At 27.4% G+C, this 18,940-nt stretch carries 15 protein-coding genes; 3 read left to right on the top strand and 12 right to left on the bottom strand.

Translation table 11 applies throughout. The features are described from left to right. Positions 1–248 precede the first annotated feature (248 nt). On the bottom strand, positions 249–1,889 hold the full coding sequence (locus AC4FQW_RS08085) for a BCCT family transporter (protein ID WP_491148385.1): 1,641 nt from the start codon (positions 1,887–1,889) through the stop codon (positions 249–251). 353 nt (positions 1,890–2,242) lie between these two features. On the opposite strand from AC4FQW_RS08085, the gene AC4FQW_RS08090 reads away from it, so the two are divergent. After that, positions 2,243–2,869, top strand: a complete 627-nt coding sequence (locus AC4FQW_RS08090) for a GntR family transcriptional regulator (protein WP_491148387.1) — start codon at positions 2,243–2,245, stop codon at positions 2,867–2,869. 94 nt (positions 2,870–2,963) lie between these two features. On the opposite strand, the gene tyrS is transcribed toward AC4FQW_RS08090, so the two are convergent. The 5 genes from tyrS to AC4FQW_RS08115 form a co-directional block, all read right to left on the bottom strand. Continuing rightward, positions 2,964–4,190, bottom strand: a complete 1,227-nt coding sequence (gene tyrS, locus AC4FQW_RS08095; protein WP_303129510.1) for a tyrosine--tRNA ligase — start codon at positions 4,188–4,190, stop codon at positions 2,964–2,966. 428 nt (positions 4,191–4,618) lie between these two features. After that, positions 4,619–5,035 carry a hypothetical protein gene (locus AC4FQW_RS08100; protein ID WP_491148388.1) on the bottom strand — a complete coding sequence of 139 codons (417 nt, stop codon included), beginning with the start codon at positions 5,033–5,035 and terminating at the stop codon, positions 4,619–4,621. Positions 5,036–5,109: 74 nt separating this feature from the next. Further along, a complete protein-coding gene (locus AC4FQW_RS08105) occupies positions 5,110–6,228 on the bottom strand; it encodes an AlbA family DNA-binding domain-containing protein (protein ID WP_303129512.1) in 1,119 nt (372 codons plus the stop codon). A gap of 358 nt (positions 6,229–6,586) precedes the next feature. After that, entirely contained in the window at positions 6,587–7,714 is a 1,128-nt protein-coding gene (locus tag AC4FQW_RS08110; protein ID WP_491148389.1) for a Ger(x)C family spore germination protein, read from the bottom strand. Continuing rightward, a complete protein-coding gene (locus AC4FQW_RS08115) occupies positions 7,689–9,119 on the bottom strand; it encodes a spore germination protein (RefSeq protein ID WP_491148390.1) in 1,431 nt (476 codons plus the stop codon). The genes AC4FQW_RS08110 and AC4FQW_RS08115 overlap by 26 nt, the downstream gene beginning before the upstream one ends. A gap of 102 nt (positions 9,120–9,221) precedes the next feature. On the opposite strand from AC4FQW_RS08115, the gene AC4FQW_RS08120 reads away from it, so the two are divergent. Further along, positions 9,222–10,337, top strand: coding sequence for an endospore germination permease (locus tag AC4FQW_RS08120; RefSeq protein WP_491148391.1), 1,116 nt, complete (start codon positions 9,222–9,224; stop codon positions 10,335–10,337). Between the two features lie 73 nt (positions 10,338–10,410). Then, on the top strand, positions 10,411–11,415 hold the full coding sequence (gene trpS, locus AC4FQW_RS08125; protein WP_491148393.1) for a tryptophan--tRNA ligase: 1,005 nt from the start codon (positions 10,411–10,413) through the stop codon (positions 11,413–11,415). A gap of 116 nt (positions 11,416–11,531) precedes the next feature. Here trpS and AC4FQW_RS08130 read toward each other — a convergent pair whose 3' ends face one another. The 6 genes from AC4FQW_RS08130 to galU form a co-directional block, all read right to left on the bottom strand. Then, a complete protein-coding gene (locus tag AC4FQW_RS08130) occupies positions 11,532–12,485 on the bottom strand; it encodes an ABC transporter ATP-binding protein (RefSeq protein WP_491148395.1) in 954 nt (317 codons plus the stop codon). After that, positions 12,478–13,503 (bottom strand): ABC transporter ATP-binding protein, encoded by a 1,026-nt coding sequence (locus AC4FQW_RS08135; protein WP_303129518.1) that lies wholly within the window; start codon positions 13,501–13,503, stop codon positions 12,478–12,480. The genes AC4FQW_RS08130 and AC4FQW_RS08135 overlap by 8 nt, the downstream gene beginning before the upstream one ends. Before the next feature lie 29 nt (positions 13,504–13,532). Next, entirely contained in the window at positions 13,533–14,450 is a 918-nt protein-coding gene (locus AC4FQW_RS08140) for an ABC transporter permease (protein WP_491148397.1), read from the bottom strand. An 11-nt stretch (positions 14,451–14,461) separates the two neighbouring features. Further along, complete coding sequence (locus AC4FQW_RS08145; protein WP_303129520.1) at positions 14,462–15,409, bottom strand: ABC transporter permease; 948 nt, start codon at positions 15,407–15,409, stop codon at positions 14,462–14,464. Positions 15,410–15,435: 26 nt separating this feature from the next. Beyond that, a complete protein-coding gene (locus AC4FQW_RS08150; protein ID WP_303129521.1) occupies positions 15,436–17,076 on the bottom strand; it encodes a peptide ABC transporter substrate-binding protein in 1,641 nt (546 codons plus the stop codon). Between the two features lie 697 nt (positions 17,077–17,773). After that, a complete protein-coding gene (gene galU / locus AC4FQW_RS08155; protein WP_303129522.1) occupies positions 17,774–18,652 on the bottom strand; it encodes a UTP--glucose-1-phosphate uridylyltransferase GalU in 879 nt (292 codons plus the stop codon). Between the last annotated feature and the right edge of the window lie 288 nt (positions 18,653–18,940).

Genomic DNA, 18,940 nt, shown 5'->3' on the forward strand with positions numbered 1-18,940 from the left:
ATCACCTTTCCATATCTATATTTGTATATAAACAATCAATATTATTAATATATTCTATATAAAACTAAAATTAAAGAAATATTAATTAATAGATGAATTAAATATAATAATTAATAACTATATTAATATTCTTTCATCATTTTATAAGCTAATAAACATTATATCATCATATACTTATTTTTTTCCAATGAGTTTAAAAATATATAAAAAAATAGGGCTCTAATGCACTTAGAAACCCTATCTTTATATTAACTTATTTTATGGTTTACATTATTAACATTTATAATTGTTAAGCCTTTAGGAAGTCTTAATTTAACAGTTCCCCTGTTTCCATTAAAGTTTCTATTTTCTGTTCCAACATTAACTTTTTCTTGTAACTTATCATTATAAAATGCTTCGTCAACTTCCTTAATATTTTCACACCTAACTTCTTTTATAAATGATATTATACTTCCTAAAATAACTATACCAAAGGGCAGCGCCATTACAATAGTTGCCGTTTGAATCATATCAAATCCTCCTGCAAATAAAAATGCTATTGTAAGTAAACTTTGAGTAACACCTATAATAATTTTTCTTGAATTTTTTGGTGCTAATATTCCATCACTTGCAATTACAGATAAAACATAAGTTGCTGAATCTGCTGATGTTATAAAGAATGTAAATAACAAGACAACTGCTATTATACTTAATAAAAGTCCAACACCACTAAATTCATTTAATATTACAAAAAGTGCTGTTTCTGTTTTTTGTACTGCTCTATGTGCAACATCTAATGGTGCAGAAATACCAAGTGTTCCAAATACTAAAAACCAAAGCATACAAAATCCAGCTGGTACTAATAGGACCCCTTTAATAAACTCTTTTATTGTTCTTCCTTTTGAAACTCTAGCTATAAAAATAGCAACAAATGGTGCCCAAGCAATCCACCAAGCCCAATAAAATATAGTCCACTTAGAATACCAATCCCCTTTTGCAAATAAATTAAACTTATCAACAGTTATTGCTTGTACATATTGTCCAATACTTACAGTAAAATTATTAAATAAATCCATCTTTGGAACTATAAGAAATACTCCTAAGAAAAATACTACAGCAACACCTAAATTTAAATTTGATAATATTTTTATTCCTTTTTTAACTCCTGTTGTTGCTGATATTAAGAAAAGAACTGTTATTATAGCAATAATAAAAATTTGTACAGTTTTTGTTTCAGGCACTCCAAACAAATAATTAAGTCCACTATTTATTTGTAAAGTTCCCATTCCAAGAGAAGTAATTATACCCGCTATTGTTACGAAAATAGTTAATATATCAACAGTTTTTCCAATAGGTCCTCTAGCTCTTTTCTCTCCTATTAAAGGAATTAAAACTGAACTTAGAAGAATTGGTTTACCCTTTCTAAAATGCATATATCCAATTATAAGAGCAAGTAATGCATAACAAGCCCAAGCTGATATTCCCCAATGTAAAAAAGATTTTCTAAAAGCAAAAGCTGCAGCTTCTTTTGTTGCGGCTTCAGCTCCAACTGGATTTAAATAATGGGTTAATGGCTCTGCAACTCCCCAGAAAACAAGTCCAATTCCAATCCCTGCACTAAAAAGCATTGCAAACCAAGAAATATTTGAAAACTCTGGTTTTGAATCATCATCTCCAAGCTTTATATTTTTATATTTACTAAATAATAAATAAATACTAAATACAAAGAAGAAGGCCATTAAAGCCATAAAATACCACGAGAAATTTTCCGTTGTAAATTTATATGCTTTATCAAAGAATGTTTTAAAATTATCAGTAAAAATTCCTCCCCATATAAGAACTACTAAAGATATAATTATAGTTAAATAATAAGTTATATTATTTTTTATATTTTGAATTACACTTTTCATCGTAACACCCTTTCTTTTGACAACTCTTTTTTATTTTTAAAGTTGTCAGTATTGTTAAAAATTTTTATCTCTATTGATACCACGTTATTAAATTAAATCAAAGTGATAACTTTATTCTAAATAACAAGTTGTCACTTTACTTATTTTTTACTTTTAATAACCTAATATCATATATAAATTAATGCAAAATTCAATACTTCATTAATTTATATTATTCATCTAACAACTTTATGATACCATATAAGTTTTCAAATTTCAAATAATGTATACTTATCAAGTTTAAATTCTCCCCTAATATCTATTAAGTTCATTACATTTATGGTACAATTAATCACTGATAGGGGTGATTCAATATGGCAAGAAAAGCATCAACTCCAGCATATTTAAAGATAGCAATTGATGTTGCTTCTAGAATAGTAAACGGTGGTTTTTTAGAAGGTGAAAAACTTTCAGGACGTTCTACTTTAGTAAGTATATATCATGTTTCTCCTGAAACAATTCGTCGGGCAATAGCACTATTAAGAGATATGAATGTTGTTGAAGTTGAAGAAAAAAGTGGTATTAGAATATGTAGTAGAGATAATGCCTTAAAATTTTTAGAACAATTTAAAACTAAAAGTGAATTTACTAATTTAAAAGAAGAAATTTACGATTTACTTGATGAAAAGAAAAATCTTGAAAAAAATTTAGAAAATAAAATCCAAAATTTAATAGAATTTGCAACACAACTTAGAAATGTTGGACTTATAGTTCCTTATGAAAGTATAGTTCAACCTAATAGCTTAATGATAGGTAAAAATTTAGGTGAACTTAATTTTTGGCATAATACTGGTGCAACAATAGTTGGTATAAAAAGAGATGACCACTTATTTCTTTCACCTGGTCCATACTTTAATATACTTGAAAAAGACATAATAGTTTATGTTGGTGAAAATGACGTTGTAAATAAAGTAAAAAATTACATAACATCAATAGATTAAAAAAACCTTGATAGCGTGCTACCAAGGTTTTTATAGTTTAAATTTACATAATTAACTAAAAACAATTTAAACTTTTAATTTTTATATAAATATTTTATTCTGCTATAAGCTTATAGAATTTCTTTTTACCTCTTTTAATTAATGCTCCATCATCTTTTAAATCTTCTTCAGTAAGAAGTCTCATAAAATCAGTAACCTTTTCTTCGTTTATTGTAAGACCACCTTGCTTTATTATTCTCTTACCTTCAGCTTTTGATGGGAATATTTTAACATCAACTAATGCATCTATTAAGCTTTTACCTATAAATTCTTTCTTTATAACTTCTGTTGGAACATTAGTCATATCATTTCCACCTGCAAAAAGAGCTTGTGATGCTTCTTCAGCTTTTTTAGCCTCTTCTTCTCCATGAACTAACTTAGTTACTTCAAAAGCAAGAACTTTTTTAGCTTCATTAATTGCTGCACCTTCAAGACTGCTAAGTTCTTTTATTCTATCCATTGGTACAAAAGTTAAAAGTTTTAAGCATTTTTCAACATCTGCATCTGCTACGTTTCTCCAATATTGATAGAAATCAAATGGTGAACATTTCTCTGGATCAAGCCATAAAGCTCCTCCAACAGTTTTACCCATTTTTTCACCTTGGCTGTTAGTTAAAAGTGCACAAGTCATTGCAAATACATTATCTCTTGATTTCTTTCTAACTAAATCAACACCAGCAATCATATTTGACCATTGGTCGTCTCCACCAAGTTCCATTTTACATCCGTATTTCTTATTTAACACATAGAAGTCATATCCTTGCATTAACATATAGTTAAATTCTAAGAATGAAAGACCATTTTCAGTTGCAAGTCTCTTTTTAAAACACTCTGCTGAAAGCATTTTATTTACTGTAAAATGAGCTCCAACTTCTCTTAAGAAATCAATGTAATTTAAGTCTAATAACCAATCTCCATTATTTACAATAAGAGCTTTATCATCTGTAAAATCAATAAATCTTTCCATTTGTTTCTTTATTGAGTCAACATTATGTTGAATTTGCTCTTTTGTAAGCATTTTTCTCATATCAGTTTTACCACTTGGGTCTCCAACCATTGCAGTTCCACCACCAAGTAAAGCTATTGGTCTATGTCCTGCCTTTTGCATATGAGCCATAAACATCATTGCTATAAAATGTCCAACGTGTAAACTATCAGCTGTTGGATCAAATCCTATATAGAAAGTTATTTTCTCTTTTTCTAATAATTCTCTTGTTTCAGCTTCATGAGTAAATTGCTTTATATAACCACGTTCTAATAATTCGTCTAATACACTAGCCATCTTAAATTCCTCCAAATCCATATACTAAATGCCTAATAAATAGTATATATTTAATATGTAAATTTTGCAATTAAAAAGGCACCTTATTATAAAATTTTAAGCATACTTTAACTTAAATAATACTTTAGTATAATTTAAATAAATTAATTTTAAATATTATAAAAAAGTTTGTCATTTAACATTCAATTAGAATAAATATAAAAGGACTGTAATTTTATACAGTCCTTGCTTTTATTATTTTAAAAATTTTTTAATTTATAATTATCTTGATTTATACCCCATGCTAATATACTCAAGTGTATTTCAAAACCTAAAAACAAATTTTAATCTAACTAAAAAACAAAATTTAAATTATTAAAGTAATTGTTTTCAACGAAAATATTTTTATAATTTTTAATCTTTTAACTTACTTTTTAAATATTTATCTTTTAAGCAGCATCACATATATACTCTTTTAAGAAGCTTGGAACATTCTCCTCTGAATCAATATTAATAAATAAATTTATATTATATTGTTTTGTAAGTGATCTTAATTTATTAAATAAATAGTAGGTATCATTGATGTCACAAGAAACTATACTTAAAAACTCATCTATATATATATTTTCAACATCATAATTTGCAGATATCATTCCGCAAATAAATCCATAAAATCCATTACAATCAGATATTTTGAACTCTTCCATAGATACAAATCTTATCTTCCAATTTAAACTGCTTCTGTGTTTAGTGTTTTTATCTATATATACTGAGTCTCCTTTAGCTTTATCTATATAGTTATTTGCAAGCTCAATTAATTTCTTAGTCTTTCCTGAACCTCTTCTGTTACAAAATACTCTAATCATTAGGACCACTCCTTATTTTTAGTTATATTACATTATATTCATAACTTTTAAATTAATCCTAACTTTAATAAATTTTATTTTATATTATTTGGTAATACTACACTAAAGCAATTTTCCTCACTTGAATTTATAAATTTAACTTTATTCTCTTTAAAAACTTCCTTTATTCTTGATAGTCCATTTCCATTATTTAAAAATCTTTTTTTACTATCTATTGTTATTAACTTTTCATAAATCCACATATTTCTTTTTCCACGTAGCTTTACAATATCTTTATCAATAAAGTCCCCAGGACTTGTAATTGTTATTTTATCATCATCTATTACAACTTCTATAAACTTATTAATATCTGTATATTCTCTATAAAGTATTGCATTTTTTATTGCTTCAAAAACTGCAATTTTAGGATAACTTTTATCCAAAATATTATTTAATTCCTTTTCAGCCTTGTCCACCATAGTAATTAAACTACCTTGTATTATTTTACTGTAGTTTCCTTTTACAATTTTTATAATATTATTTGGTATACATAAGCTATTAACTTCTGAAAATACCAAAAGGCCTCCATAGGTACATCTGTATTCATTTAATTCACTTACATAATTTATTATTCCTGATGCCTCTAATAATGCTATTTTATTTTTATCATTAATATTTATTCCTTTTTGTAAAAAATAACTCTCTATTAAAGAATCATCTAACATGTTTATATTACTTCTAATAACACTCGTAGTTTCAACTGTTAACTCCATATTATCTTCAAATGCAGATATAAGCTCACTTCTTCTCATAACATCAGTTGTAGATCCCCTTCTTATATAAAAAATACCATGCTCTTTAACTTGATGTGGTTTTTCACTACTATCACATATAGTAATTACAGCAACTTTTTTCTTTTCTATCCTAAAAAACTCTACTAATAAAGGGATTGGAGGTTCAGTTCTTGATGATATTATTTGCTGAATTTGCTCCTCTGAAAACATATCATCTTTCCTTATACCTTCTACACGCTTACTTTTATCTCTAATTCCAACTATTATATAACCTCTACCACCTTTTGAATTAGCAATAGCACAAATATCTTTTACAAATTCCTTTTTCCCACTTTCTGACCATAGGTCTAACTTCAATTTAAAATCTAATTTTTGCCCCTCATCTTTTTGAATTAAGGAGTGTAACTTTTTAATATCCACTAGCTCTTTCCCCTTTTTATATAAAGTGTTTCTCTCTATATAATACTACTCTATTTGAAGCATTGCTCCAAATTGTATCATTAAAAATTATTATTCAAATTAAATATATTATTATGAATTACTACTAAATTACTGATATTATAAAAATAATACATAATTTTTTAATTTCATAAACAATATAATATATTTTCTTTAAAATAACACAACATTCTATTTATATTGAATTTAAATAATAAATAACTTATTTAAGTTTATAACAATTCTTACTTAAAATTAATAAATAAACTATGCTTTAAATAAAAACTCTTAGTAATATATAAAAAATCATATATTACTAAGAGTTTATTATAATTTTATACTAAAAATAACTATCCTCAACTCTATTACTTTCTGATATATTAACATCAACATTTATTCTTAAATCTATTTTTGATAATATATTTTCAACTTGAAGTTTTGGATATTTCATCTCTAAAAGCCTTTCAACTTGTAACACATCAACTTGACTATTTGAAAATCTTTTAAAAAATTGCATTAAATATTGTTTAATGTTTTCTTCTTCATTTCTCTTAAGCTCCTTAAGTGATTCTTCAGTTACTATAAATCTTCCTTGTGATTCAGCAATTACAGCATTTATTTTTATATCTTTTGTTAATATAACTTCATCATCCTTATATTCTATATCTGTTTTAGTATTACTATTTAATATTTCTAAACTTAAAAAGCCCTGTTTCATCTGAGGATTTTTAACTTCCAAAGTGCCCGTTTTTATTCTATTTGTTAAAAAATTATAGCTCATACATTCAATAACGTCTATTCTCTCTACCATTTCAGTCATTCTCATAAGAACACCACCTGAAAGCTCTACTCTTTCATCTAATGCATCTTTTCTAATATCTAATCCTCCAAGTACTGTGTAGTTATTTCCTACCTTTGATTCAACTAAATAATCATTTATATTAGTAGTTATTGCTCTTGGATTAGTTTTATTTTTTTGAACTAATTCACTTAAAAGTACCCCTAGATACTCTTCATCACTTGAACTTATTTTTATTAATTGTTCAACATCTCCAAAAAATACAAAAACATATGGCTTAACTTGGAACTCTTGATCAGTATTTATTAAACTAAGATATTTGTTTATTCCACCTCTTGCAGCCTTTTCTGTAAATATTATTGCTCTATTTTGAGTGAAGTTAACCTTATAACTTGATGCCATATTTATACTTCTTATTGCCTCAAAAGCAGTTCTTCCAGTACCTTTATATATTATTCTTTTACCTTTATCAGAACTTTCATTTGCATTTCTATAAGGCTTTACACAATCTAAATAAATTAATACATCTCCATTATCTGCTATATCGAATATAGCACAAGTTGTGAATGTAGCTGTATTTATTTCTTTATAATTAAAACAACCTGTCAACATAATTGGAATAAGCAAAATAACAATTAAAACTTTAAAACTTTTTCTTAATACTGTCATAATCTCCACCCTTTCCAATTATAGTTTTTGATATTCTACTTAATCTACCCCTATATAATAAATCTTTAAATTTAAACTCCTCTAAACTTCCTAATGGGAATAAATATGGATATCCTGTACTCTTTAAATCTGCCAATATAGTAAGGAATACTATAAAGCATAAAAATATACCAGGTAATCCATATATAGAACCAGCAATAACAAAAATTATAGACCAAATTGATACTGCACCATAAAGCTTTGGAATTAAGAAATAACTCAAAGAACTAAGTGCAACTACAATTATAGTTATTCTAGATGCAATTCCTGCACCAACTGCCGCATCACCTAAAATAAGTGCTGCTACTATACTCATTGCCCCTCCAATTGGCTGGGGAAGTCTAAGACCAGCTTCTTTTATTATTTGAAATGCAAACATCATCATGAGCACTTCAACAATAGTTGGAAAAGGTACTCCAGCTCTTGATACAGCAAGCCTAAACAAAAATAATGACGGTATAAGCGCAAAATGATATGTTATTATTGCAACATAAATTCCTGGTACAAATGTAGCAAATATAAATGCTAAAATTCTTAATCCTCTTGTAAAGTTAGCAAAAATCCTATTTATATAATAATCATCTGGCATTTGAAAATTCTCTACAAAAAAATATGGCACTGTAACTACAAATGGAGTTCCATCTACTAATATAGCTACTCTTCCTTCCATAATCTTTGCTGCTACTTCATCAGGCTTTTCTGTATATCCAGTTGTGTCAAAGAGAGAATTATTTTCTTTGAGTTTACTTTCAACATAGTTTGTATCTAGTACAAAATCTAAATCCATATCGTTAACACACTTTTTTACATAATCTATTAAATTTTTAGGAGCTATTCCCTTTATGTAAGCTACACAAATAACAGTCTGACTTTTTTCACCAACATAAACTGGTTCAAACTTAAGATCAGGATTTTTAATTTTTCTTCTTATTAATGCAATATTATCAACAAAAAGCTCATTAAACCCTTCTCTTGGCCCCTTTATAACTGATTCAGTAACTGGTATGCCAATACCTCTTCTTACGTATCCCTTTACCTCGCAATAAATCATTTCTTCATAGCCTTCAACAAATATTACAATATCTCCTGAAACTATATGAAGCATAGCATCATCTATATTTGTTTTATCCTTTACATAATTTGCAATATTTATCTCAAGTACATTAGTAATAAGTTCATCTAAGTTATTGCAAGGAACTCTTTGAGCTCTTATTGGCGCAACAATATAATCACTTATAAACTGAGTACTACACAAATTATCAATAAATACTAAAGTCATTTTACCAAGCTCGCCGTTTATCTCTCTATATTTAACGTCAAAGCTATCCTTAAATCTCTCTTTTATTATTTGTAAATTTTTATCCATAAGCATCACCTAAAAATATTATTCCTCTATAAATGTTTAATATTCATTATTTTGCTAATACTATACTTGAATATGGTAAGTTATAGTTTTAGAGGTGATTAAATGAATAAAATATCAAGTAAACATTATATATTTCTCATACTTATAGTTTCAGCAATAAGTCTTAGAAGTTATTCTTCTATATTTATAGATTTAGGTGATAGAGACACTTGGGTTGCAGCAATTATAGCTGGAATTATTTATATAGCTTTTTCATTTTTTATTTTTTATGTATGTAAGAAAACTGATACTTTTGACTTCAAAGAAATATTTGAACTTACATATCCTAAAACATTAAGTAATATTTTTATATTTTTATTTTCATTACATTTATTTATAACATCAGTAGAAACAGCTGCAATACAAGCTGATTCAATTCATACAAATATATTTTTAGAAACTCCAGTTTGGTATTCTTTATTATTGTTTATAATTCCAACTGCTTATTTAATAACAAGAAGATTAGATACCATTATGATTGTTGTAATAATATCTTGTGCTTTTATATATATTTCAGTTTTCATAGTAGAAATATTTACATTTAAATATATAAAGCCACAGCTGTTATTACCAATTATGGGCTATGGAATTAGTAAAAAATTTATATATGCAGTACTTCTTATACTTGGTTCATTTGCTTCAACTGCAATAACATTTCCATTTTTAAAATATATGGATAAAAAAAATAAATTTTTAAAATATACAACTTTAACTAATATTTTTGTTGTTTTTATTGTAGTTATAAGTATAGCTGCAGCTATTGGAACTTTTGGACCTCTTAGAGCTTATAATATTTATTATCCAGAATTTATAAGAGTACAAAGAATTCAAATTAACGGCTTTATAGAATTTGGAGATTTATTTTTTATAGCTAAAACAGTATGTATATGGACACTTAAATATACCCTTGCTGTAATAGCAATAAGACATATTTATTCAAATATATTTACTAACAAAATTTTATTTTCAATTATATATTCAATTTTAGTATTTGTATTGGCTCTTCCTTTAGCTAGACATCATTACTTATTATTTGATTTATTAAAATTATATAAGCTTATTTCATTAATTGTATTTTGTCTTCTACCATTTGTAACATTTTTAATTTATTATATTAAATGGCGTAAAAAACTTATTCCTGACATAAAATCTAAAAATACAAATAAAAATATAACTTAATATATACAAATTGACATTAATATATATGCCCCCTATAATTTTATATATAACTAAAATTAAGGAGTGACGCACTATGGAAAATAAAGATGCTAAGAAAGTCATCTTTAGTGGAATCCAACCTTCTGGTGATCTTACATTAGGTAATTATCTAGGAGCTATAAAAAATTGGGTTAAGCTTCAAGATGAATACAATTGTTATTTCTGTGTAGTTGATTTACATGCTATAACAGTACCACAAAAACCAGCAGATTTAAGAAGAAGAACTTTAGAACTTCTTTCAATATATTTAGCATGTGGCATTGATCCTGAAAAGAATACTCTTTTCATTCAATCTCATGTACCTGCACACTCAGAATGTGCATGGCTTTTAACTTGTAACTCATATGTGGGTGAGCTTTCAAGAATGACTCAATACAAAGATAAATCAAAAAAAGCTGGAAATTCAGTAGGAACAGGATTATTTACATATCCTGTACTTATGGCTGCTGATATTTTACTTTATCAAACTGATTTAGTTCCAGTTGGAAAAGATCAAATTCAACATTTAGAGCTTACAAGAGATATAGCTATAAGATTTAATAACAATTATAGTGAAACATTTAAGATTCCTGAAGGATATGTTCCTAAAACAGGTGCTAAAATAATGAGTTTACAAGAACCAACTAAGAAAATGTCAAAATCTGATGATAATCCAAACTCATTCATATTATTAATGGATCCACCTGATGTTATAAGAAAGAAAATTTCAAGAGCTGTAACAGACAGTATCGGAATCGTTAATTATTCAGATGAACAACCTGGAGTTAAAAACTTACTTAATATACTAGCTGCAATAAATAATGTAGAACCTGAAAGTTTAGTTAAAAATTATGAAGGTAAAGGTTATGCAGATCTAAAAAAAGATGTAGCTGAAGCAATCGTTAATGAGTTATCTCCAATTCAAGATAAAGTTAAAGAACTTATTAAAGATAAGAAAACTCTTGAAGCTATATATAAAGAAGGAGCTAATAAAGCTTCATATATAGCTAATAAAACTTTAAGAAAAATGCAAAAGAAAATTGGATTTATTCCTAGATAAAAAAAAGAAGTTAAAGCAATATGCTTTAACTTCTTTTTTTAAAACTAATTCTATTTAAAACTAATTCTATAAATCTTTATTTAAAATCAATTTTCAATTTATATTATTTTATAAAATTAATATAAATGACATGCAACTAAGTGATCTTTCTTAACCTCTTTTAATACAGGTGTTTCACTCTTACATATATCCTTAGCAAACTTACATCTGCTTGCAAATCTACAACCTGGTTTCGGATTTATAGGACTACTTATTTCACCTTCAAGTTCTATTCTCTTTTTCTCACATTCACTATATTGTGCAACTGGTATAGCAGACATAAGAGCCTTAGTGTATGGATGAAGTGGCTCTTCATATAATTCATTACTATCTGATAATTCCATTAAGTTTCCTAAATACATTACTCCAACCTTATCTGATATATGTCTAACCATTGATAAATCATGAGCTATAAAAAGATATGTTAAATCCATTTTTCTTTGAAGCTCAATAAGCAGATTAACAACTTGTGCTTGTATTGATACATCAAGAGCTGATATAGGTTCATCACATACAATAAACTTAGGTTCAACAGCAAGTGCTCTTGCTATTCCTATACGTTGTCTTTGTCCACCTGAAAATTCATGTGGAAATCTTGATGCATGCTCTTTATTAAGTCCAACAAGATCTAAAAGCTCATATATTCTATTTGTCCTTGCTTGACCTGTATAAAGTTTATGTATATCAATACCTTCTGCTATTATATCTCCAACTGTCATACGTGGATTTAATGATGCATAAGGATCTTGGAATATCATCTGTGCAAATCTTGCATACTTTCTTCTTTCCTTATTGCTTAACTTGCTCATATTAACACCATCAAGCAATACTTCTCCATCAGTTACATCATAAAGACCTATTATTGTTCTACCACATGTAGTTTTACCGCATCCTGATTCACCAACTAAACCTAATGTCTCACCCTTATTTATAGTAAAGCTAACTCCATCAACTGCCTTTAATGTTTTTCCTTTTCCTACATTAAAATACTTTTTTAAATCTTTAACTTCTAATAATACTTCTTTACTCATTAGCTTTTCCTCCTATCTTTAAAGGTGATACAACCTTTGGAGCATATTCATGCATAAGCCAACAATTAACCTTATGAGATTCTGAAAGTTTTGTTTCTTCTGGCATCTCTTCCTTACAAATTTCCATTGCATACTCACATCTAGCTGCAAATGGACATCCTTTTGGTGGATTTAAAAGGTCAGGTGGTGTTCCTTCTATTGAATATAATTCAGCTTTATGCTCTGTATCTAGAGTAGGCATTGATCTTAAAAGCGCCCATGTATATGGATGTTTTGCATCCTCAAATATTTCTTTTACGCTTCCTCTTTCTAATATTACTCCAGCATACATAACTTGAATTTTATCAGAATGTTCTGCAACAACTCCTAAATCATGAGTTATTAATACAACAGCTGTTTTAAATTTTTCTTTTAATTTATCTATAAGCTCCATTATTTGTGCTTGAATAGTTACATCAAGTGCTGTAGTTGGCTCATCAGCAATTAATACCTTTGGATGACATGCAAGTGCAATTGCAATCATCATTCTCTGTCTCATACCACCTGAAAACTCAAATGGATATTGATTTATTCTAGTTTCAGGATTTGGAATATTAACAAGCTTAAGTAGCCTAATAGCTTCTTGTTTGGCTTCTTCGCCCTTTAATCCTCTATGTATATTTAAAACCTCAATTATTTGCTTCCCAAGCTTCATAGTAGGATTTAAAGAAGTCATAGGATCTTGGAATATCATTCCTACATCCCCACCTCTTAAACTTTGAAGCTCCCTTTTATTTAAACTTAATACATCTTTTCCGTTACATATAATTTTAGAATCTTTATCTACTTCTGCTGGTGGTGTTGGTAATAATCTCATTATTGATTTAGCAGTTATACTCTTTCCACAACCAGATTCTCCAACTATTGCTAGAGTTTCTCCTTCTTTTAAATCAAAACTAACACCTCTAACAGCTTGAACAACCCCAGCGTAAGTTTTAAACCTTACTTTTAAATCTTTAACTTCAAGTACTTTTGACATCTCTCTACCTCCCAAATCAAGAACCATTATTACTGTCTAAGCTTAGGATCTAAAGCATCTCTTAATCCATCACCTAATAAGTTAAACGCAAGCATTGTTATTGCAATTGCTAATGATGGGAATATAAGCTGACTTGGGTAAAATTGCATTACTTGTTGTCCAGCTGATGCCATAGCACCCCAACTTGTTTGTGGTGGTTGAATTCCAAGTCCAATAAAACTTAAAAACGCTTCTGCAAATATGTAACTTGGTATATCAAAAGTTATATATACAATAATAATCCCTAAAGTATTTGGAATCATGTGTTTCATTATAATTCTAAAAGGACTAGCACCTAAAGTTTTTGCTGCCATAACATACTCTGACTCTTTAAGTTGCATTACTTGTCCACGAACCATTCTTGCAATACCTGTCCATCCTGTTATACAAAGTGCAATTAGAAGAGGTAATATACCATTTCCAAGTCTTATAGCTATTAATATAACAACAATTAAATATGGAATTCCACTTAAAACTTCCACTATTCTCATCATTATGCTATCTACTTTTCCACCAAAGTATCCACTTACTCCTCCATATATAATTCCAACTACACATTCAATTAAAGTACCAACAAAAGCAATAATTAATGACACCCTTCCACCAATCCATAATCTATCAAATAAATCTCTTCCTAGATTATCAGTTCCAAACCAATGAGAAGCTGAAGGTCCTTGGTTCATAGCATTTATATTTTGAACCATATAATTATCACCTGCAATAATAGGTTGTATTATACACATAAGTATAAGTACCATTAAAATAATTAATGAGCTTAAAGCTACTTTATTTTTCCTAAGCCTTCTCCAAGCATCTTGCCAATATGTTAAGTTTGGCCTAGCTATTTGTTCTGCTTTATTTTTATCTATACCAACAACTTTAAACTTTTCTCTAGTTAATTCAGCCATATTTCCCCCTCCTATTTACCCTCTAATTTAATACGTGGATCTACGACACTATATAAAATATCTACCATAAGAAGTGATAATATATAAAGAGCTGCAAAGAATAATGTCAGTCCCATAATCACGTTATAATCCTTTGTATATATTGCATCTACTAATCCATTACCAATACCAGGAATAGCAAATATTCTTTCAATAACTACAGTTCCTGTTATTATTGTAGCTATTTGTGGTCCAAGTATTGTTATTATTGGTAACATAGAATTTCTTAAAACATGTCTAAAAGTTATTGCCCCAAAAGATAAACCTTTAGCCTTTGCTGTTAATATATAATCTTGTCCAAGAACATCTAAAACTGAAGTTCTCATATATCTTGCATAAGTTGCTATACTACTAAAACTTAATGCTATTGTTGGTAATATTGTAAACTTAAATCTTTCTAAAAATGGAGTACTACTACTAAACCAACCTGCAATAGGAAGTCCACTATTTCCTCCTACAGTACTTTGTATTAAAGTTGCAAGAACAAAGCTTGGAATAGAAACTCCAAGTATTGCAATAAACATAACTACATAATCTATTGCTGTATTTCTCTTAAATCCTGCTATAATTCCAAGCAACACACCTACTACTAATCCTAAAAGTACTGATTGAACTCCGACTCTTGCTGATGCTGGAAATCTATCTTTAATTATTTCTCCAACTCCAAGTCCTGGAGTTACAAAAGAATCACCTAAATCTCCTTTAACAAGATTCTTAATGTATAGCACATATCTTTCTGTAATTGGCTTATCTAATCCATATTTAGCTTCCATAGTCTTAAGTACTGACTCTGGTAATTTTTTAGCTTGTGCCCTTACAGGGTTTCCTGGCATACTATTCATTAAGAAAAATGTAGCTGATACTATAACAAATAAAGTTATTATCATTAATCCTAATCTTTTTAAAAGATATCTAACCATATATTTTGCCCCCTTATTTATTTAGCTTATTCTATATATGCCCATCTTAATTGATAATTTCCACCAAACTTTGGATATTGCATTCCATGAACATATTTCTTTTGGAATGAATGTATATCTAAATAATATGTTGGAGCTACTGCTGGATTTTCAGCAACTTCAATTTTTTCTATTTCTTTATACATATCAAGCCTTTTATCAATATTTATTTCTGTCTGTAATTCTTCTAATAACTTATTAACCTTAGGATCATTATACTTTCCATAATTACTTCCATTTTTTGCCCCATATAAATCTAAGAAAGTCATAGGGTCATTATAGTCTGCACCCCATCCAGCCATTGCTATATCAAATTCTCCTGAATCCTCTTTTCTTAAGAAATCTGAAAAATCTGCTGGTATTGAAAGTTTAATATTTACTCCAATTTTATTTTTCCAAGTATTTTGTAAATATTCTCCTAAGTTTTTATAACTTGAACTACTTCCTTGAAGTAAAAAGTTTATATTATATTTTGAAGGATCTGGATCAAGTCCTAACTCTTTTAATCCTTCTACAAATAATTTTTTAGGATCTTCTTTTATTATTTCTTTCAATGGTTCTTTAACTTTTTTTCTATAATTCATGTCTCCAACTACAATTCCATCTGGAACTAATCCATAAGCTGGAACTCCACTTTTTAATATATCTTTTGTATATTCTTCTCTATTTATAGCTATGGATAAAGCCTGTCTTACTTTTGTATTTTGTAATATTTTATTTGACTTAAAATTAAATTGATTATAGAAAACAGTTGGCATTACACCACTTACTTCATCCCATTTATTTTCACTAACTCCTTTTTGAAGTTCTTTTATGTATTCACCATTAACCTTAAACATTACATCAAGCTGACCACTTAAAAACATTTGATATTGTGTATTTGCTTCATTAATTTGAGTTAAATTTACTTCATCTAATTTAATGTTTTTTGCATTCCAATAGTTTGGATTTTTAACTAATTCAACTTTAGCTCCTCTTTGCCAATTAGAAATCATAAATGGTCCACTAAATACTAATCCTTCTTCTCTACTTCCATATTCTTCACCTTGCTTTTCAACCACATCTTTTCTTTGTGGTGCTAAAGCTGGAAATGCTACTAATTGAGAAAAATATGGAATTGGATTTTCAAGTTCTACAACTAAAGTTTTATCATCTGGTGTTCTTATTCCAACATCTTCTGCTTTTGCTTTTCCATTAAAATAATTTTCTCCATTTTTTACACCAAATAAAAAGAATGAATATCCAGCTGCAACATTAGGATCTAACATTCTCATCCATGCATATTTAAAGTCTTTTGATGTAAGATCTTTTCCATCACTCCACTTAAGACCATCCCTTAAATGAAATGTATATGTTTTTTCATCTTTACTCTTTTCAAAAGATTTTGCTGCTCCAGGCACTGGCTTATCATTATCATATACTAATAATGTTTCCTGAGTATTTTGAGATATGTTAAAAGACTCAGAATCAGTAGCCTTTACAGAATCCATAGTTTTAATTGCCCCAGTTGTTAAATTTAACTTTTTTAAATTTTTAGATGATGTAGAACTTTTACTTCCACACCCTGTGAATAAAATTACTATTAATCCGCTAATTAAAAATGTGCTTATTGCTTTTTTAGCTTTCATACTGCTGCCCCCTTTTTATATATTCTATCAAAAATTTAAAGAAGCAATTTTATATTTTTAGTAAACTTTAAACACGATTAATAAATTATTAAATAAATACTTGTTTTTTTATCATTTTGTTATATGTACACATATAATATACATATGTACTTCACCCGTTTACTATACGTTTTTTCTTTAATATTCCATTGAAAACTTATCCAAATTTTTAAAAATTTAAAAATGGCTATATCCTTCATTTTAAAGGGATAATAGACATTTTATATATAATATGTAAATGTAAATGTTAACTAATATTTATATATTTTTTTGTTGTTTTATTCGGGATTTTTTACTAATTAATATTTGTTAGTTAATTTTATTATTTTTTGATTATTTGTAATTTTACTTTAGTAAAAATATGTATAAAAAACCTCTATTTATTAATAATTTGTTTCAAATTAACACTTTAGAAACATTATTGTTTATATTGATAGTTTATATGTATATTCTTTATCAAAAAGTACTATATATTTAAATAAAATAATTAAAATATTAAACTTTAATATATATTTCTACTTATCTGTTTATTTATATAAAAAAGCTATTATGAAATAAATCAATAATTATTTCATAATAGCTTTTAGTTTATACCTTCTATTCATGTTACTTTTTAAAAGTATTATTTTTTTATTTTGTTTATATTTTTAATTTATATTTATTTAAGAACTTCTTCCCAGTCTTTATTTTCTAAATAATCTAAAAGCTGATTTCTTAACTCATCTTTCTTAAGTCCAAACTCTATTGTAGCTTTTAAGAAACCAAACTTATCTCCAACATCATATCTTCTACCTTCAAAGTCATAAGCATACATAGCTTCTTGAGAAATTAATGTTTTTAAAGCATCTGTTAATTGAATTTCTCCGCCTTTTCCTGGTGCTGTATTTTCTAATATTTCAAATATTTGTGGAGTTATTATATATCTACCAAGAATAGCTACATTAGTTGGTGCTTCTTCTTGTTTTGGTTTTTCAACTAAATCCTTTACTTTGTATACTCTATCTTCAATATGAAGTCCATCAACTATACCATATTTTGAAACATCTTCTTCTGGAACAGTTTGAACTCCTAATATTGATGTTTTATATTCATCAAAGCAATCCATAAGTTGTTTTAAACATGGCTTTTTGCTATCTACAACATCATCCCCTAATAATACTGCAAATGGCTCATTGCCAACAAATGTTTTAGCACAATGAATAGCATGACCTAATCCCTTAGGTTCTTTTTGTCTTATATAATGAATATCAACCATATCTGATATATCTCTTACAAGTTCTAAAAGTTCATCTTTTCCTGATTTCTCAAGTTCCATTTCAAGTTCTACTGATTTATCAAAATGATCTTCAATACATTTTTTATTTCTACCTGTTATAATTAATATTTCTTCAATTCCTGATGCAATAGCTTCTTCTATAATATATTGTATAGTTGGTTTATCAACTATTGGTAACATTTCTTTAGGTTGTGCTTTTGTTGCAGGTAAAAATCTAGTTCCAAGTCCAGCTGCAGGTATTATTGCTTTTTTTACTCTCATTATTTATCCCCCTCTTTAGAACAATAATTTAAATATTATCTACTAAAATTATCCTAGTAAAGTTAAATTTATAAAATTTATTAAAAATACGAATTTATTATATCATAACATTAAGTTATTTTTCTATATAACTATTCATCAATGTTAAACGTTATCTGTTGATAATTTGATAATTTTTTTGCCATTATCAAATCTATATTACATCATTTCCAAAGTTTATTTATTGAATTTTATAAAATTTAATGCTAATATAGTTGATATATTAAAATGTAAATAAATAAAAAGTTT

This window comes from Clostridium sp. TJA085 (assembly GCF_058310235.1).